The sequence below is a fragment of the Polymorphospora sp. NPDC051019 genome, from assembly GCF_040683055.1.
Taxonomy (GTDB): domain Bacteria; phylum Actinomycetota; class Actinomycetes; order Mycobacteriales; family Micromonosporaceae; genus Polymorphospora; species Polymorphospora lycopeni.
Genome location: NZ_JBFBCH010000007.1, coordinates 67,055 through 85,247 on the forward strand (window position 1 = coordinate 67,055; position 18,193 = coordinate 85,247).

An 18,193-nucleotide genomic window follows, 5' to 3' on the forward strand; every position below is an offset into this window, starting at 1 on the left:
GCCTACGCGCCAGGTTACCCGTCAGTAACGTGAGAGTCCCAACAGGCGGGCCGCATCATCCTGCGGCCACCTTAAGGCTCGTTACGGCAACATGATCGGCGGCCGCCCCTGGGGACGGCCGCCAACTTTGTCACACGCCTGTGGAAAACCTGTGGATAACAGGGTCGCCGGTCAGCGCCAGCGGGACAGCAGGATCAGCGAGCTGACCATGGCCCCGAAGCCGACCGCCAGGTTCCAGTAACCCCAGGTGGCGACCGGGTAGGCCGTCTCGGACAGGTAGTAGACGACCAGCCAACCGATGCCGAAGACAATCAATGAAACCGCGGCGATCGGAAGCCAGATCGGGCTAGGCTTGCGGGTCGCGGCTGTCGAAGTCGGGCGCACGTCGGTCGGCGGGGTGTACACCTTCTTCTTGCGAACCTGGGACTTTGGCACGACGCTCTCCTGAGTGAGGGGTTGATCCTCGTCCGGCCTGACAACCGGACGCAGGGGCGACGGTCCATGGCCAATAATGTTCGAGAGCTAGCGTAGTCAAGACAACGCGCTCAGGCCACGTATGGGTTGAAGACAGGTACGTACAGCGTGCCGGCCCGATGCGGCCGGGCCGCGAACCAGCCGGGCCGGACGACGGTCCGGACGACGATCGATGCCGTCCGGAGCGGCGGAGGGAGGCAACGTGGAATACACCTCGGGCGCCGCCTCTTGGCGCCAGGTGTTCCGCCGCGTCGCCGCCGGACTCAGGTGGCGGCCCGCCAGGTCACGTCGCACCGGCTGGAGTGTCGGAGTGCCGCTGATCGCCCTCGCCGCCGGCCTGCTCTTCACCACGACCGCGACCACCGCCGACGGCACCGCCCTCCGCGAGGACCGCCGGCCCCAGCTCACCCAACTGATCGAAGAGCGCCGCCAGCAGGTCACCGACAGCGAGGAACGGGCCGCGCGGCTGCGGGCACAGGTCACGGCTCAGGCCGAGGAGTTCGCCGGCTCGGACGCGCCGATCGCCGAGCAGCGCAACCGCGCCGAGTCGAGCCGGCAGGCAGCCGGATTCACCGCGATGCGCGGACCCGGTCTGGTCGTTGAACTCAACGACGCACCACAGGTCGGCGAGGGCAACCGGCCGGATGCCGCGACCAACGACGACCTCGTGGTGCACCAGGGCGATGTCCAGGCCGTTGTCAACGCCCTCTGGGCCGGTGGAGCCGAAGCGATGTCGATCATGGATGTGCGCGTGCTGTCGACAAGCGCTGTACGCTGCGTAGGCAACACGCTGTTGCTCCACGGGCAGGTCTACTCGCCACCGTTCAAGATCGCTGCAATCGGGGATCCCGCCCACCTTCAGCGGGCGCTGACCGAGTCCGAGGGGGTCCAGTTGTTCAAGGACGCCGTTGACCACTACCAGCTCGGTTACCGAGAGTCGGTCGAGACCGATCTGAGTGTGCCAGCCTACGACGGTTCGAGTGCCCTGCGCTCGGCGAGGGTGCCAGAGTGAATCCCATGAGCGGCGATGGGCCCGAGAGGCGTAACGGTCGCCATCGCGCGACCGGCACAGACGACGCCACAGCGTTGATTCCCAGGGTCACCGACGCGACCCCCGAACAGCCACCGACCCCCGCTCCCCCTCCGACCGGCCCCGCCTACCCGCCGCCCCCGGCCAGCCCCGCGTACCCGCCACCCATGGCCGGCACCGGCTACCCCTCACCCACGGCCGGCACCGGCTATCCCTCGTCCCCGCCTGGCCCCGGCCACCCCTCGCCCACGGCCGGCACCGGCTACCCGCCGCACGCGGCCGTCCAGGCCACGCCCGGCCAGGTGGACCACCCGTCCGACCAGCGCGGCTACGACCAACCCCCGACGGCGGGCCAGCACCCGGTCGGCGCCGCCCGCCCCGACCCGTACGAGCCGCACCGGGCGGTCCCCCGGCCACCGGTCCCCGGCGAGCAGCCGTCGGCCGGAGCCCGACCGGTGGCCGGGGTCGCCGGACCGTCCACCGCCCACCGCTTCGCCGGCCGGCCGGAGGGAGGGCCGCCCCCCGGCCCGCCCACCGACGGCGGGTTCGGACCGCAGCCCGGGCCGCCTCCCGGCCCCGACCTCGGCCGCCCGCAGGCCGACGGTCCACAGATGCGTCCCCCGCTCGCCACCGGACCGCTCGACGACGGCCGGATGCCGGAACCCCGGCCACGGCCCCGGCCGGCGCCCACCCCGCGCGGCGGTCCGTTGTGGCCCGACAACCCGATACGGCGCGACCAGCCGGGCGACGGTCACCCCGGCCAGCCACCGGCGGCACCCGGACACCAGCCCTCTCCACCCCGGCCGCCGCAGGTCGCGCCACCGCCCGGCCCGGCGGACGCTTCGACGGCGGTCATCCCACTCGACACCGCGTCGACCGCGGTCATCCCGCTCGACCTGTCGTCGACGGTGATCATCCCGCCGGTAAGGGGCCGGGATGACCGGTCGGTGGCATCGGCCGGCGCACCGTTGCCGGGCGACCAGACCGCTCCCCTGTCGCGGGCCGCGGCGGCCGGCGCGCGGACCGGCGACACCGACCTCCGTTCCGCGTCCGGAGTCACCGCTGCGGACAGTGCCCGCACCGGAGACGACGGTGACCGCGGCACGGCCCGGGTCGACCCGGTGGCGGCCGCCCAGGCCCGGGCCGCGAAGGCCGCTGCCGCCGGTGCCACGGCCTCGGCCGGCGGCGAATCCGGCGACGGCGCGGCCGACAAGCCCCGCCGGGGCGAGAAGGTCGTCCAGCTTCGCCCGCACCGCACCGACGAGGGATACAAGAGCGTCTACTCGGAACTGACCCGCCCGTCGTTCGGTTCCCGGCTGCGCGGCAGCGTGCGCGTCGCCGGCGAGGTTCTGATCACCTTCGGTCTCGTGGTGCTGCTCTTCGCCGGTTACGAGATCTGGGGCAAGGGCGTGGTGGTCGACGCCCATCAGAGCGACCTGAGCGAGCAACTGGCCCAGCAGTGGGACCAACCCACCGACCCGACGGTCGGCCCCACGCCGGCGGCCAGCGGCTCCCCGACCCCGGCGGTCACCGGCAAGCCGATCGCCGGCCTCTACATCCCGAAGTTCGGGCAGAACTGGATCGTGGTCGAGGGCGTCAGCCAGAAGGACATCCGGTACGCACCGGGCCACTATCCCAAGAGCGCCATGCCCGGTCAGATCGGAAACTTCTCGGTCGCCGGGCACCGCAACCGGGCCACGTTCTGGCGCCTCGACGAACTCCGGAACGGCGATCCGATCGTCCTGGAGGCGAAGAACGACTGGTACGTCTACCAGGTCACCCGCGTACACATCGTCAAGCCGTCGCAGGTCGAGGTGGTCGAGCCGGTACCGGGTCAGTTCGGCGCCAAGCCGACCAAGGCGATGCTGACCCTGACCACCTGCAACCCGAAGTTCGACAACTACGAACGCCTGATCGTGCATGCCGAACTGACCCGCAGCCAGCCCAAGTCCGACGGCCGGCCGGGCGAACTGGGAGGCTGATCGACGTGTACGCCTGGATCTGGCGGAAGCTGCCGTTCGGGCTGCCCGGCAAGCTCATCGGATCGCTGCTGATCACCATGAGCGTGCTGGCCCTCCTGTGGTTCTTCGTCTTCCCCTGGGCCGAGCCGTTGCTTCCCTTCGACGACGTGCAGGTCACCCAGGATGGTGGCGAACCGGGCGGCGGGACACCCGACGGCGGCCCCGGCCCGGACACCGGTGAGCCCGGCAGCGGTGACGGCCACGACATCCCGTACGACACCGAGCAGAACAACCCCGCACCCACCCCCTCGGCGAGCAGGTGACGTCCGTGCGCGTTCTCGTGATCGACAACTACGACTCGTTCGTCTTCAACATCGTGCAATACCTCGGGCAGCTCGGGGTCGAGTGCGACGTACGACGAAACGACGAGATCGACGTGGCCGAAATCGGGCAGCTCGGCGCCGCCGGCATCCTGCTCTCTCCCGGTCCGGGCGCACCCGAGCGTGCCGGCATCTGCCTCGACGTGATCCGGGAATACGCCGGAAAGCTGCCGATCTTCGGCGTCTGTCTCGGCCACCAGGCCATCGGGGCGGCGTTCGGGGCGACCGTGACGCGGGCACCCGAACTCCTGCACGGCAAGACCTCGCAGGTGCACCACGAGGGCAGCGGCGTGCTGGCCGGCCTGCCCGACCCGTTCACCGCCACCCGCTACCACTCGCTCGCGGTGGTACGGGAGACGCTGCCGGACGAGATCGAGGTGACCGGCTGGACCGGGTCCGGGGTGGTGATGGCGATGCGGCACCGCACGCTGCCGATCGAGGGCGTGCAGTTCCATCCCGAGTCGGTGCTGACCGAGGGCGGCCACATCATGCTCGCCAACTGGCTGGCCGCCTGCGGTCGGCCCGAGGCCCTCGACCGGGCTCCCGCCCTGGCCGCCGAGGTCGACACCCGTCGCCTGGCGGCCTTCGCCGGCGCCTGACCAGCACCGCAGCCGCCGCCCCGACGAACAGGCGCTCCGACCGCTGGGGTCGGAGCGCCGGGTCAGGGAACGGTTAGTTGTTGCCGCGCCCGTTGAAGGGCGGCAGGGACGGAATCACTCCCGCACCGCCGCCGTCTCCACCTCCGCCTCCGTCACTGGGCGTCGGCGTCGGGGTGGTCGGCGTCGGGGTGGGCGACTCGGTGGGTTCCGCGCGCGGCTGGGTCACCGTGATGGTGATCGTCGTACCGCGCTTCGCCTCCTGGTTCGCACCCGGGTTCTGAGCGGTGACCCGACCGGGGTCGTCGCTCTCCTGTCCCTCCCGGACGGTGACCTCGAAGTCGGCGTTTCGCAGGGTGGTGGTTGCCTCCGACTGGCCCATCCCCACCACGTTCGGCACGCTTCGGAGCAAACCGTTGGAGAGCTCGACGACGACCTTGGTGCCCGGCTCCACGTCCTTGCCCGCGTCCGGGACCTTGACCACCTGGTCCTTGGACTGGCTGCTGTCGACGGGCTTCCACTCCGGCACCAGTTTGGCGTCCTCCAGTGCCTTCTGCGCACCGGTCTTGTTGTAGCCCGCCAGGTCGGGAATCGTGACGAGTTCGGCGCCACCGCAGACCTGGAGGGTGACCTCCTGCCCGGGTTCGATCCGCTCGCCGGCGGCCGGGGCCTGGGTCAGGACGTTGTTGAGCACGCAGTCGTCCTGTTTGATCACATTGCTGACGACCTTGAGGTTGGCTCCCTCGAGTTCCGCCGTGGCGGCGGCGACCGGCTTGTCGACCACCCCCGGCACGGTCACCAGATCGGGTTCGTCGTTCCCGGCCGCGATGAGCCCGGCGATCAACGCGATCACCGCGAGCACGCCCAGGGCGCTGAGCGCGGCCAGTACCCAGGCGGACGCCTTACGGCGGCGGGGATCGCCGACCCGGGCCGGCGCCGGTCCGCCGCCGGCCTGGCGGGTCGTCGCCGACGGCGCCATCGCCATCGTCTCGTCTTCCCGCATCACCGGGGTGGCCATGACGGGTCGGCCGTTGGCCGCCCGCAGCAGGTCGGCGCGCATCTCGCCGGCGCTCTGGTAGCGGTTGAGCGGGTTCTTCGACAGCGCCTTGAGCACGATCGCGTCGATCGCCGGGGTGACCTCGGGGTTGATCTCGCTCGGTGCCCGGGGGTCTTCCCGGACGTGCTGGTAGGCGACGCTCACCGGGCTGTCGCCGACGAACGGCGGGTGGCTGCACATCAGTTCGAAGAGCACGCACCCGGCGGCGTAGACGTCGGAGCGGGCGTCGACGGCCTCGCCGCGGGCCTGCTCGGGTGACAGGTACTGGGCGGTGCCGATCACGGCGCTGGTCTGGGTCATCGTCGTCGCACCGCTGGCCAGCGCCCGCGCGATGCCGAAGTCCATGACCTTGACCGCGCCGTTCTGGGTGAGCATGACGTTGCCGGGCTTGATGTCCCGGTGGATGATCCCGTGCCGGTGGCTGAACTCCAGCGCGGCGCACATGTCGGCGGTGAGTTCGAGCGCGCGGCGGGGCATCAGCCGCCCCTCGGCCGCGAGGACCTCCTTCAACGTACGGCCGTTGACGAACTCCATGACGATGAACGGGATCGTCTCGCCGGTCGCGGCGATCTCCTCGCCGGTGTCGTAGACGGCGACGATGGCGGGGTGGTTGAGCGAGGCGGCGTTCTGCGCCTCCCGGCGGAACCGCATCTGGAAGGTGGCGTCGCGGGCCAGGTCGGTCCGCAACATCTTGATCGCGACGTCGCGGCCCAACCGGAGGTCACGGCCGTGGTGCACCTCCGCCATGCCGCCGTAACCGAGCAGCTCGCCGACCTGGTACCTGCCACCCAGCAGTCGGGCCTGCGCAGTCATCTCGTCTCAAGTCCTTCGTTCATGTGGTCGTCGCCCCGCCCAGCAGTCGGGCGCTCTCCACTCGACGGTACGGCGCGTTCGGCGAGTCGTCGCGCTCGACAGCCATCTGAATACTTGTCGTGACGTTCGGTGACCGCAGTTCGGCGCTGCCGAAGAGGTCGTTCTTCCGGCTCCAGTAGGCGGCGCCGAAGGAACAGACCAGGACCAGGAGGCCGAGCAGCACCGCCATCAGGAACAGGACCGGTCGACTGGCGCCCCGTTGCGGGTGGGCCGGAGCCGGGGGCTGCTGATAGCCGTACGTGTGGTCGGGCTGCTGCGGCCGGGCGGTGGGGATCGAGGCCGCCCCCCGCGTGTAGCCGCCGGCGGCCGGGCTGGCGGGAGCGGCGTGCTGCATCGATCCGGTCGCCGGCGCGCCCTGGGCCGGTAGCGGGCCGGAGCTGGCCGGCGGGTAAGCCGGCATCATCCGGGTGCCGCCCGGCCCGGAGGTCGGGGCGGTCGGTGGTGCCGAGGCCGGCTTGTTCATCGGGACGGCGGGGCTGCCGGGCGGACCGACGGGCCGGTTGGGCGCGGTCGGGGGGCCGCTCGGGCGGCCGGGACCGGACAGTTCCGCCGCGACCTGACGGGCCGCCACGGCGAGCGCCGCGGCGGACGGCCAGCGACCTCCGGGGTCCTTGGCCATCGCCCGTTCCACGATCGACCGGACCGGGGGCGGGATGTCGCCGGGCAGTGGCCGCGGGGTGTCCCGCACGTGCATCATCGCGATGGCCAGCGGGTTGTCGCCCTCGAACGGCCGGTGCCCGGACAGGCACTGGTAGGCGACCACACCGAGCGCGTAGACGTCGGACGCGGGAGTCGCGGTGCTGCCGGCCGCCTGCTCCGGGGAAATGTACGACGCGGTGCCGAGCACCGATCCGGCTGCGGTGAGCTGGGCGACCATCGCCGAGCGGGCGATACCGAAGTCGGTGAGGACCAGGGTGCCGTTGGGACGTACGAGGAGGTTGCCGGGCTTGACGTCCCGGTGCACGATGCCCTTGTCGTGGGCGGCCTGCAGCGCGTCGGCCGCCTGGGCGACCAGGGCCATGGTCCGTGCCGGGGTCAGCCGGCCGACCCGGCCGAGGGTCCGCGACAGCGCGTCGCCTTCGACGTACTCCATGACCAGGAAGGCGATCTGCTGGTCGCTGCCGTAGTCGTAGACGTCGACGACGCCCGGGTGGTTGATGGTCGCCATGGTCCGCGCCTCGCCACGGAACCGTTCGGCGAAGCCCGGCTCCTCCACCAGCGACGGCAGTAGGATCTTGACCGCGACGGTGCGACCGAGCACCTCGTCGGTGCCGCGCCAGACGTCACCCATCCCACCGCCGGCGATGCGCTCGTCGAGACGGTAGCGGTTGCCTAGCAGTACGCCAGGGCTGAGCATGTCACCTGCCTCCCGCGTCCGCGATGACGGCGCGCATGATCTGTGCGGTGATCCGGGCGGCCTCGCCACTGCCGCCGCTGCCGGCGTTTTCGAGGACGACCGCGACCGCCGAGAGCGGCTGCCCGTCCTTCATCACGTAACCGATGAACCAGCCGTGGTCGTCGTCGTTCTCGCCGGCCTGGGCGGTGCCCGTCTTGCCGCCCACCGTGTAGCCGTTGATCCGCGCGTTGCGCCCGCTGCCGTTCTCCACGACGCTGACCATCATGGCCTGCAGGTCGCCGGCGACCTGGGTGCTGACCGGCCGGCGCAGCTCCCGCGGGGCGGCGGTGTAGTAGTTGGTGGTGCGGTCCGGTCCGAGCAGCTGCTGCACCAGGTAGGGCCGCATCTGGGAGCCGTTGTTGGCGACCGCGGCCGCGATCAGGGCGCCTTCGAGCGGCGTCATCCGTACGTTGTTCTGCCCGATCGAGGACTGGGCCAGGGCCGCCTGGTCGTCGCTGCCGTCCGGGTTCTGGATGTCGCCGGTGCGGCTGGCCGCGACCGGCAGCCCGCCCTCGCCCAGCCGGCCGACGTTGAGTTCCTCGTCCTCGAAGCCGAACTGGGCCGCCTTCTCCTTCAGCTTGGCGGCGCCGAACTGGACGCCGAGCTTGGCGAAGCCCGTGTTGCACGACTCGGTGAGCGCCTCGATCAGCGTCACCTCGTCCTCGGGACAGATCGACGGGGCGGCGTTACGGATGTCGGTGCCGGACGTCGGCGGCCGGTAGACCGGGCCGGCGGGGATCCGGGTGTCCCGGGTGATTCCGTTCTCCAGGGCGACCGCGGCACCGATCACCTTGAACGTCGAGCCGGGTGGCAGCACCTCGGCCAGCGCCCGGTTCTTCAGCGGGCCGTTCCGGTCGGCCTCGTACTTGTTGTAGGCGGCCTCGGCTGTCGACGAATCGTGGCTGGCCAGTGGGTTCGGGTCGAAGCTCGGCATCGAGACGAGAGCCTGGACGGCACCGGTGCGCGGATCGATGGCCACCGCCGCGCCCCTGGTGGCGCCGACCCGGTTGTTGGACAGTTCCTTGAAGGCCGTCTCCTGGGCCCGCTGGGACAGGCTGAGCAGCACGTTGCCACCCGCCGTCTGGTCGCCGGTGAACATGTCCTTCAGCCGGTCGGCGAAGAGCTGGTCGCTGGTGCCGGCGAGGAAGTCGTTCTCGATCCGCTCGATGCCGACGGCCGCGCCGTTGACCGGCTTGTAGCCGAGGACGTGGGCGTAGACCTCACCCTCGGGGTAGGTGCGCAGGAACCTGAGCTGCCCACCGGTGTCCTCGGTGCCGGCGAGCGCGCTGCCGCCGGCCTCGATGTTGCCGCGCTTGCGCTCGTATTCGGCGACCTGGACCCGGCCGTTGTAGTCGCTCGTCCGGTATTCGTCGGCCTTGTAGGCCTGCACCCAGTTGAGGTTCGCGAAGAGCAGGCCGAAAAGAATCATGACGACCACGCCGACGCGGCGCAGTGGGGCGTTCACGGCCGGATCACCTCCGTCGGGGCGCCGTGCAACTGCGCCGGTGGGGTGCCGGGGGTCCGGGCCGGTGCGGCACCGGTCACCGGGCTACGGGCGGCATGGGATATCCGCAACAGCATCGCCACGAGCAGCCAGTTGGCCATCAGCGAGGAACCACCGGCGGACATGAACGGCGTGGTCAGACCGGTGAGGGGGATCAGGCCGCTGATGCCGCCGACGATCACGAAGACCTGGAGGGCGATGGTGAACGCGAGCCCGCCGGCCATCAGCTTGCCGAACGAGTCGCGGACCGCCAGGCCGGCCCGCAGGCCGCGCTCGACGATGAGCAGGTAGATCACCAGCAGCGCGGAAAGGCCGAAGAGGCCGATCTCCTCGCCCATCCCGGCGAAGATGAAGTCGTTGTGCACCTCGGGCACCTGGGTCGGCTGCCCACCGCCGGGACCGGTGCCGAAGAGCCCGCCGGTGCCTAGGCCGAGTAACCCTTGGACCAGTTGGAAGCCGCTGTTGTACGGGTCGCCGAACGGGTCGAGCCAGATCTCGGCGCGCTGGTAGAAGTTGGCGAACGGGCCGCCGATCGCGCTGCCCAGGAAGTAGGCGAGGAAGGCACCGCCGAAGAACAGCAGCAAGCCGATGATCATCCAGCTCGCGCGTTCGGTGGCGATGTAGAGGGTCACCACGAACATGCCGAAGTAGAGCAGCGAGGTGCCCAGGTCCTTCTGGAAGACGAGGACCATCAGGCTGAAGAGCCAGACGACCACGACCGGCCCGAGGTCACGGCCGCGCGGGAAGTCGATGCCGAGGAAGCGGCGGCTCGCCAGCGAGAGTACTTCCCGTTTGCGGACCAGGTAGTAGGCGAAGAACACCAGCAGGGCCAGCTTGGCGAACTCGCCGGGCTGGATCGAGAAACCGCCGACCTTGATCCACAGCTTGGCGTTGTTGACCTCGGAGAACCGGGCCGGCAGCACCGCGGGGATCATCATCAGCACGAGCCCGGCCAGGCCGAGGGTGTAGGCGTAGCGGGACACCGCCCGGTGGTCCCGGATCACGATCAGCAGTCCGGCGGCGAGGATCAGCGAGGCGAGGGTCCAGGCCAGCTGCCGGCCACCGGTGCCGGCGAAGATCGGGAAATCGATGCGCTCGGCCGGGGCGACCTCGGCCAGGTCCAGCCGGCGCAGGAACCCGACACCCAAGCCGTTGAGCAGGGCGACCGCCGGCAACAGGACCGGATCGGCGTACGGGGCCAGAAACCGGACGACCACGTGCAGGGCCAGGTAGACGGCCGACAGGACCGCGGCCGGAACCCAGAAGTCCAGGGTCACCGTGTCGAGCATGTTGGCCTCGACGGTGGCCGAGTAGGCAGCCACCAGCACCATGGCGACCAGCAGTAGCGCCAACTCGGAGTTGCGCTTGGTGTTGGTCGCCGCGAAACGCGGCATCTCACCCGTCGCTGCGGGTGTGGCTGCCGGTCCGGCGGAGGCGGTCACGCGTGATCCCTCAACTCGTGGAAGTCGACGCTCAGTCGATCGGCCGGCAGCTTGCCGGGTCGACAGGCAGGACCGTTTCGGAGGGTGGGGTGTCCGGCGTCGAAGTGGGTGCGGTGGGCGTTGGGCTGGCGTCGGCGCTCGGCGAACCGCTCGGGGACGGCGAGCCGCTGGGCGACGGGGAGCGGGTCGCCGAACTCGTCGGCTCGGTCGCCTCCGGGGTCGGGGACGGGGTGGGAGTGGGGGTCGGGCTGGGGCTGGGCGCGCACAGCGGCTTCAGGTTGGGGTTGCTCGGGACGTCGTCGGTCAGGTCGGCGAGCCGCCGCTGGGCGTCCGACTCGTTCGACGCCTGGATGCCCTGCTTGACCTGCTCCTGCGCGGCGGCGGTCAGTTCGTCGAGACCGGTGGTGCTGGTCTGGTGCACGCTGGAGAGGTTGAAGCCGGCGATCTGCCCGGGCACGCCCCGGAAGATCGCGAGTTGTCCCTCTTCAGTGGCACCGACGTAGTACTGCCGCTGGGTGTAGCTCCAGCCGAACCAGAGACCACCGCCGAGGATGCCGAGCAGCACGACCAGCAGTAGCGCGGTGCGTACCGGGTGCCGGCGGGGGCGTTCGGGATCGTCCTCCTGGCCCCCCTGCTCCGACCCGGAATCCGGGCTCGACGGGCGGGGGGCGGCGAGCGCGGCGGAGGCCCGGCCGGCCGGGGTGGAGACGTCGACCGGGGTCGCCATGCCACGGTCGCGGGCGGCGGCGCCGCCGACAATCGGTGCGGCCTCGAGGATGTCCTGGTCGGTGGCGTCGGCGATGATGACGGTGATGTTGTCCGGGCCACCACCACGCAGCGCGAGTTGGACCAGCCGCTCCACGCACTGGCCCGGGTCGACGTAGTCCCGCATCGTCTCGGCGATGGTGTCGGCGCTCACCACACCGGACAGGCCGTCGCTGCAGAGCAGATAGCGGTCGCCGGGAAGGACCTGGCGTACGGAGTATTCGGGGTCGATGTCGCGCCCGTCGAGCGCCCGGGTCAGCAGTGAGCGCTGGGGGTGGCTGCTCGCCTCTTCGAGGGTGATGCGTCCCTCGTCGACCAGCATCTGGACGTAGGTGTCGTCCTTGGTGATCTGGGCGAACTCGCCGTCGCGGAGAAGGTAGGCGCGGGAATCGCCGATGTGGACCATGCCGATCTTGCTGCCCGAGAAGAGGGTCGCTGTCAGCGTGGTGCCCATGCCCTCCAACTGAGGGTTGGCATCGACTGTTCCCCGAAGTTGCTGGTTGGCGGTGTCGACGGCCGACCGAAGCGCGTCGACGAGGGCGTCACCGGGGACGTCCTCGTCGAGCGGGGCCATCGCACCGATGACGATGTTGCTGGCGACGTCACCGGCGGCCATGCCGCCCATGCCGTCGGCCACAGCGAGAAGCCGCGGGCCGGCGTAGACGGAATCCTGGTTTCCGTCTCGGATCAGACCGCGGTCGCTGTGTGCCGCATAACGCAGGGTCAGAGTCATGGCCGTAACTCGAGGGAAGTGCGGCCGATCCGAATCGGCACGCCGAGGGGGACGGGGGTTGGTCCGGTGACCTTATCGCGATCGAGGTAGGTCCCGTTAGTCGAGCCGAGGTCTTCGACGAACCACTGTCCGGCGCGCGGCACGAGGCGGGCGTGACGTGCGGAGGCATAGTCGTCGGTGATCACCAGGGTCGAATCCTCGGCACGGCCGATGGTGATCTGGGATTCACCCAGGGTTATTCGGGTGCCGGCAAGTTGGCCGGCGGTTACCACCAACTGGTGGGCGGCGCGCCCCCGTTTCACCTTCGCCGGCCTCGCGGCCGCCTGGCTGGTCGACGCGCCGACCCCCCGTGGCGCGGCGACCAGACGGCTGGACCGTGATCCGGCGAAGAGGTCCCGGCGGATCACCCCGACGACCGTGAACACGAAGATCCACAGAAGGATGATGAACCCGAACCGGGCGGTGGTGATGACAAAAGGGGGCAAGGTCCTTAGCCGTCCACTCGGAACGTGAGGGTGGTCGTTCCGAGCTGGATCATGTCACCCGGGTTGAGGGCAACGGCGGAAACCCGCTGGCCGTTGACCATCGTCCCGTTGGTCGATCCGAGATCGGTCAGGACCACCTGGCCGCCGTCGAAGTCGAGCCGGGCATGGCGGCGGGAGATGCCGACGTCGGGCAGCCGCAGGCTGGCCTGATCGCCCCGGCCGATCACGGTCGAGCCCATTTGCAGCGGATAGGTGCGGCCGTCACCGGACACCAGCCGGATGTTACGACCACCGGCCCCCTGCCCCGGCGGCTGGCCGTAGCCACCCCCCTGGTCGTACGGCGGGTAGCCCTGCTGCTGCGGTGGCGCGTCGTAGGACTGCGGCGGCACCGGAGCCACCTCGCCACCGGTGTAGACCTCTGCGGTCACCCGGAACATGCCGGTGTCGAGCCCGTCACCGCGCTCGATCTCGACGATCACGTCGCCGTAGACCGTCCATGCCTGCTCGCCGATGAACTCGGCCTGCGACTGCGCCAGTTCCTGGGCGAGCGCGGCAGCGTAGGGCGCGAGGCGGCTGTGGTCGTAGGGCGAGAGATCGATCACGTAGCGGTTGGGCACGAGGGCGCGCCCACCGGCCAGGATCGCCTTGTGCGCCTCAGCCTCCCGCTGCATGGCGTTGAGGATCTCCACGGGGTGGACGACCCCCTTGAACACCTTCGCGAAGGCCCCCTCAACCAGGCCTTCAAGACGCTTCTCGAAGCGTTGCAGCACGCTCACCGGCTCCTCCTCGGGTTCCGAGGACATGATGGTATCCGGCCGAGGCACATGGAGTCCGCATGCCGATCGACCGCTCGCAGCCGGCCTGTCCTTGGGGGCCGGATTTGCCGTGCTATTGTTCCCAGGCGCCGCGAGCGGGAACCAGCCGGGAACCCTCAGTTGTGAGGATCCACCCGGCTAGGGGAACTCTCTCGCGACGCACCATGGGACAGCGTAATATGTCTCGGCAGCCGCCGAAGGGCGGGTTCGGGACATAACTATGTCGTGTCCCGATGGGGAAGTGGCGGAATGGCAGACGCGCACGGTTCAGGTCCGTGTGCCCGAAAGGGCGTGGGGGTTCAACTCCCCCCTTCCCCACCATGACGAAGGGCTCCGCACCATGCGGAGCCCTTCCTTCGTACCGGGGTCGATCCGGGCGGCGTTATGCTCCGGTGACCTTCAACCATCCCACCCCCGAATTCTGGAGTGACGTGTGACTGTCGCGCTGGTGACCGGATCCGGCGGTCTGATCGGCTCGGAGGCGGTGCGGCACTTCGCCGGGCTGGGCCTCGACGTGGTCGGCATCGACAACGACATGCGCCGGGAGTTCTTCGGCGCCGAGGCGTCCACCGCCTGGAACGTGTCGCGGCTGACCAGCGAACTAGGTACGGCGTACACGCACCATGCCGCCGACATCCGCGACCGGGACGCGCTCGCGGAGATCTTCCGGCGCTACGGCCGCGACATCGCGGTCGTGATCCACACGGCGGCCCAGCCGTCGCACGACTGGGCGGTGCGCGACCCGTTCACCGACTTCGACGTCAACGCCGGCGGGACCCTCAACGTCCTGCAGAACGTGCGTGAGCACTGCGTCGAGGCGCCGTTCATCCACTGCTCCACCAACAAGGTGTACGGCGACCGGCCCAACTCGCTGCCGCTGGTCGAACTGGAGACCCGCTGGGAGATCGAGCCGGGTCACCCGTACGAGGCGGGGATCAAGGAGGACATGTCGATCGACGCGTGCCTGCACTCGGTCTTCGGGGCCTCCAAGGTCGCCGCCGACGTGATGGTGCAGGAGTACGGTCGCTACTTCGACATGAAGACCGCCTGTTTCCGAGGCGGCACGCTCACCGGCCCGGCGCACTCGGCGACCGAACTGCACGGTTTCCTCGGGTATGTCATGCGCTGCAACATGGAGCGCCGCACCTACAAGATCTTCGGCTACAAGGGCAAGATGGTCCGCGACGCGATCCACAGCCACGACGTGGTCGCCGCGTTCGAGGCGTTCTTCCGGGCGCCGCGGTCGGCGGCGGTCTACAACCTGGGCGGTGGCCGGCACTCCAACACATCGCATCTGGAGGCGTTCGCCATCGCCGAACGGATCACCGGAATCGGGATGGTCACCGAATACCACGAGGCCAACCGGATCGGCGACCACCAGTGGTGGATCGGCTCCAACGAGGCGTTCCAGGCCGACTACCCGGACTGGAAGCAGGTCTACGACGTCCCGATGATCCTTCAGGAGATCTACGAGGCGAACGTCGACAAGTGGGTGCCGAAGGCATGAGCGAGCGCAGCGAGCGAATCGGTCGGCTCAGGTTGCCGCATGGCGGCCGCGAGCGCAGCGAGCGGACGGCATGAGCGAGCGGAGTGGGCAGGGCCTCATGATTGCCAAGGGCAAGAAGAACGTGCTGGGCGTCCTGGTCGACGCCACCGACTACGCGGCGGCCACCGAGCAGGTGATCGCCGCCGCCCACGAGCGCCGGCCGCTGGCGCTGACCGCGCTGGCCGTGCACGGGGTCATGACCGGGGTGCTCGACAAGGCGCACAACGCCCGGCTGAACTCCTTCGACCTGGTGACCCCGGACGGCCAGCCGGTGCGCTGGGCGCTCAACCTGCTACACAAGGCCGGGCTGACCGACCGGGTCTACGGGCCGAACCTGACTCTGAAAGTGCTGGAGCGGTGCGCGGCCGACGGGCTGCCGGTCTATCTCTACGGCTCGACCGACGAGACGCTGGCCCGGCTGGTGCCGGCGCTGGAGCGGATGTTCCCGGCGCTGAAGCTGGCCGGTGTCGAGGCGTCGAAGTTCCGGGCGGTGGAGCCGGGTGAGGACGCGCGGATCGCCGACCGGATCCGGTCGTCGGGTGCCCGGCTGGTCCTGGTCGGCCTGGGGTGTCCCCGGCAGGAGGTCTTCGCCTACGCGATGCGGCCGCTGCTCGACATGCCGCTGATGGCGGTCGGGGCGGCGTTCGACTACCACGCCGGGCTGCTGCGCAATCCGCCGCCGTGGATGCAGCGGGTGGGCCTGGAGTGGCTGTGGCGGCTCGGCCTGGAGCCGAAGCGGCTGTGGCGTCGCTACGTCATCCTCAACCCGGCCTACCTGAGCCGGCTGGCCGCGCAGAAGACCGGGCTCTGGAAGGCCACCCCGCCGCCGCCGGCGACTGAGCGCCCGACCAGCTTCGCGGTCTGACTCCCGACCATCGCCCGGCCGGTGGATCAAACCGGCCGGGCGATGGGCTGGCGTGTAGGAATGCGCTTTCCTATGCTGTCCGCATGAGGATCGACGAGGCGCTCACTCCCGCTGCCCTGCTACCCAAGATCGAGAAATTGTGGGAGGCGTCCGCCCACAAGATCGACTCAATCGAGAAGACGTCCCCTCCGGGCTCGCCCTCGCCGGTCTTCACCGTCGCGGGGCGCTACACCGCGCGCGGCTGGACCGAATGGACCCAGGGTTTCCAGTACGGCTCCGCGGTGCTCCAGTTCGACGCCACCGGTGACCGGCGCTTCCTCGACTCCGCCCGGGAGTCGACCGTGGCTCTCATGGCCAGCCACGTCAGCCACATCGGCGTGCACGACCACGGCTTCAACAACGTCAGCACGTACGGCAACCTGTGGCGGCTGATGGCCGAGGGCCGGATCCCGCACGACCCCCGGGAACGCGACTTCTACGAACTCGCCCTCAAGCTGACCGGCGCCGTACAGGCCGCCCGCTGGCGCGACACGATCGACGGCACCGGCTACATCTACTCGTTCAACGGACCGCAGTCGCTCTTCGTCGACACGATCCGTTCCTGCCGCGCGCTGTCCGTGTCGCACCTGCTCGGCCACGCCCTGATGGGCGAACGCGACGAGCGGATCTCGCTGCTCGGCCGGCTGATCGAGCACGCCGTGAACACCGCCCGGTGGAACGTCTTCTACGGCGAGGGCCGGGACAGCTACGACGTACGGGGGCGGACCGCCCACGAGTCGGTCTTCAACGTCAACGACGGCAGCTTCCGCTGCCCCAGCTCCCAGCAGGGCTACTCGCCTTTCAGCACCTGGACCCGGGGCCTGGCCTGGGCGATGGTCGGGTTCCCCGAGCAACTGGAGTTCCTGGCCCTGATCGACGACGCCGAACTCGAGCCGTACGGCGGGCGTGAACAGGTCGAGCAGATCTTCCTCAAGGCGGCGCTGGCCACCTGCGACTTCTACCTGGAGAACACCCCGGTCGACGGCATCCCGTACTGGGACACCGGCGCGCCCGGCCTGGTCCACCTCGGTGACTACCTCGCCGCCCCGGCCGACCCGTACAACGCGCACGAGCCGGTCGACTCGTCGGCCGCCGCGATCGGCGCGCAGGGCCTGCTGCGGCTCGGCCGATACCTGACCGGTGCCGGCCGCGCGGCCGAGGGGCAGCGCTACTGGCAGGCCGGCCTGACCGTGGCCGACACCCTGTTCGGCGAGCCCTACCTGAGCACCGACCCCGACCACCAGGGCCTGATCCTGCACTCGGTCTACCACCGGCCGAACGGCTGGGACCACGTGCCGACGGGTCAGCGGGTGCCGAACGGCGAGTCGAGCATGTGGGGCGACTACCACGCCCGCGAACTGGCCCTCTACCTCCAGCGGGTGGCCCGCGACGAGCCGTACTACACGTTCTTCGGGCCGGCCGGCGCGGCCGGGGGTGCCCGGTGAGCCGGGCGGCGATCGTCACCGGCGGCTCGCGCGGGATCGGGCGCGGCATCGTCCGGTCGCTGGCCGGCGCCGGCTACGACGTGGTGGTCAACTACGCCAGCAACGCCGACGCGGCCAAGGAGGTCGGTGCCGAGGTCGAGGCGCTCGGCCAGCGTGCCCACCTGGTGCAGGCCGACGTCTCGGTGACGGCCGACCGGCAGAAGCTGGTCGACGAGGCGATCACCGCGTTCGGCCGGCTCGACCTGCTGGTCAGCAACGCCGGGGTGGCCCCGGACGTACGCGCCGACATGCTGGAGGCCAGCGAGGAGTCGTTCGACCGGCTGATCCGGATCAACCTCAAGGGCCCGTACTTCCTGGCCCAGGCCGCGGCCCGGAAGATGATCGAGCAGATCGAGGCCGGCATGGTCACCGCCCCGAAGATCGTGATCGTGTCGTCGATCAGCACCTACACGGCGAGCGTGAACCGGGGCGACTACTGCGTTTCGAAGGCCGGCCTGGGGATGGTCGCCCAGCTCTTCGCCGCCCGGCTGGCCGAGCACGGCATCAACGTCTACGAGATCCGGCCGGGCATCATCGAGACCGACATGACCGGCGGGGTCAAGGCGAAGTACGACGACCTGATCTTCAACCAGGGCATCACGCCGATCCGCCGCTGGGGGCAGCCGGAGGACGTGGGGCGCGCCGTCGTGGCCGTCGCGACCGACCTGCTGCCGTTCAGCACCGGCCAGGTCATCGACGTGGACGGCGGCTTCCACCTGCGTACGCTCTGACCGCGACGACAGGGGCC

At 70.2% G+C, this 18,193-nt stretch carries 16 protein-coding genes and 1 tRNA gene; 9 read left to right on the plus strand and 8 right to left on the minus strand.

Annotated features, from left to right (window positions below; genetic code table 11):
• Positions 1-171: 171 nt before the first annotated feature.
• Positions 172-435 carry a cell division protein CrgA gene (locus AB0M79_RS15135; protein WP_212824848.1) on the minus strand — a complete coding sequence of 88 codons (264 nt, stop codon included), beginning with the start codon at positions 433-435 and terminating at the stop codon, positions 172-174.
• Positions 436-676: 241 nt separating this feature from the next.
• Here AB0M79_RS15135 and AB0M79_RS15140 point away from each other — a divergent pair, with 241 nt between their 5' ends.
• From AB0M79_RS15140 to AB0M79_RS15155, 4 genes are all read left to right on the plus strand, one after another.
• On the plus strand, positions 677-1,486 hold the full coding sequence (locus AB0M79_RS15140; RefSeq protein WP_364213571.1) for a DUF881 domain-containing protein: 810 nt from the start codon (positions 677-679) through the stop codon (positions 1,484-1,486).
• Positions 1,487-1,671: 185 nt separating this feature from the next.
• On the plus strand, positions 1,672-3,486 hold the full coding sequence (locus tag AB0M79_RS15145; RefSeq protein WP_364213054.1) for a class E sortase: 1,815 nt from the start codon (positions 1,672-1,674) through the stop codon (positions 3,484-3,486).
• A gap of 5 nt (positions 3,487-3,491) precedes the next feature.
• Positions 3,492-3,788: a hypothetical protein gene (locus AB0M79_RS15150; protein ID WP_357543134.1), complete on the plus strand. Its 297-nt coding sequence runs from the start codon at positions 3,492-3,494 to the stop codon at positions 3,786-3,788.
• Positions 3,789-3,793: 5 nt separating this feature from the next.
• Positions 3,794-4,444 (plus strand): aminodeoxychorismate/anthranilate synthase component II, encoded by a 651-nt coding sequence (locus AB0M79_RS15155; RefSeq protein WP_364213057.1) that lies wholly within the window; start codon positions 3,794-3,796, stop codon positions 4,442-4,444.
• A gap of 73 nt (positions 4,445-4,517) precedes the next feature.
• Here AB0M79_RS15155 and pknB read toward each other — a convergent pair whose 3' ends face one another.
• The 7 genes from pknB to AB0M79_RS15190 all read right to left on the minus strand — a co-directional run bounded on the left by pknB (position 4,518) and on the right by AB0M79_RS15190 (position 13,499).
• Positions 4,518-6,311 (minus strand): Stk1 family PASTA domain-containing Ser/Thr kinase, encoded by a 1,794-nt coding sequence (pknB, locus tag AB0M79_RS15160; RefSeq protein WP_364213060.1) that lies wholly within the window; start codon positions 6,309-6,311, stop codon positions 4,518-4,520.
• 19 nt (positions 6,312-6,330) lie between these two features.
• Positions 6,331-7,728 (minus strand): protein kinase, encoded by a 1,398-nt coding sequence (locus AB0M79_RS15165; RefSeq protein WP_364213063.1) that lies wholly within the window; start codon positions 7,726-7,728, stop codon positions 6,331-6,333.
• 1 nt (position 7,729) lies between these two features.
• Positions 7,730-9,232 (minus strand): penicillin-binding transpeptidase domain-containing protein, encoded by a 1,503-nt coding sequence (locus AB0M79_RS15170; RefSeq protein WP_364213066.1) that lies wholly within the window; start codon positions 9,230-9,232, stop codon positions 7,730-7,732.
• Positions 9,229-10,665 carry an FtsW/RodA/SpoVE family cell cycle protein gene (locus AB0M79_RS15175; RefSeq protein ID WP_357543157.1) on the minus strand — a complete coding sequence of 479 codons (1,437 nt, stop codon included), beginning with the start codon at positions 10,663-10,665 and terminating at the stop codon, positions 9,229-9,231. The genes AB0M79_RS15170 and AB0M79_RS15175 overlap by 4 nt, the downstream gene beginning before the upstream one ends.
• 79 nt (positions 10,666-10,744) lie before the next feature.
• A complete protein-coding gene (locus AB0M79_RS15180) occupies positions 10,745-12,211 on the minus strand; it encodes a PP2C family serine/threonine-protein phosphatase (protein WP_364213069.1) in 1,467 nt (488 codons plus the stop codon).
• A complete protein-coding gene (locus AB0M79_RS15185) occupies positions 12,208-12,696 on the minus strand; it encodes an FHA domain-containing protein (protein WP_212824857.1) in 489 nt (162 codons plus the stop codon). Before AB0M79_RS15185 ends, AB0M79_RS15180 begins: the two co-directional genes overlap by 4 nt.
• 5 nt (positions 12,697-12,701) lie before the next feature.
• On the minus strand, positions 12,702-13,499 hold the full coding sequence (locus tag AB0M79_RS15190; RefSeq protein WP_364213072.1) for a DUF3662 and FHA domain-containing protein: 798 nt from the start codon (positions 13,497-13,499) through the stop codon (positions 12,702-12,704).
• A gap of 247 nt (positions 13,500-13,746) precedes the next feature.
• Between AB0M79_RS15190 and AB0M79_RS15195 the strand changes: the two genes are divergently transcribed.
• From AB0M79_RS15195 to AB0M79_RS15215, 5 genes are all read left to right on the plus strand, one after another.
• Positions 13,747-13,832, plus strand: a tRNA-Leu gene (locus tag AB0M79_RS15195).
• Positions 13,833-13,944: 112 nt separating this feature from the next.
• Positions 13,945-15,018, plus strand: a complete 1,074-nt coding sequence (locus tag AB0M79_RS15200) for an NAD-dependent epimerase/dehydratase family protein (RefSeq protein ID WP_364213075.1) — start codon at positions 13,945-13,947, stop codon at positions 15,016-15,018.
• Positions 15,019-15,115: 97 nt separating this feature from the next.
• Positions 15,116-15,922: a WecB/TagA/CpsF family glycosyltransferase gene (locus AB0M79_RS15205; RefSeq protein WP_357543159.1), complete on the plus strand. Its 807-nt coding sequence runs from the start codon at positions 15,116-15,118 to the stop codon at positions 15,920-15,922.
• An 83-nt stretch (positions 15,923-16,005) separates the two neighbouring features.
• Positions 16,006-17,406, plus strand: a complete 1,401-nt coding sequence (locus AB0M79_RS15210) for a hypothetical protein (RefSeq protein WP_364213078.1) — start codon at positions 16,006-16,008, stop codon at positions 17,404-17,406.
• On the plus strand, positions 17,403-18,176 hold the full coding sequence (locus AB0M79_RS15215) for a 3-ketoacyl-ACP reductase (RefSeq protein ID WP_364213081.1): 774 nt from the start codon (positions 17,403-17,405) through the stop codon (positions 18,174-18,176). The genes AB0M79_RS15210 and AB0M79_RS15215 overlap by 4 nt, the downstream gene beginning before the upstream one ends.
• The last annotated feature ends 17 nt before the right edge of the window (positions 18,177-18,193 follow it).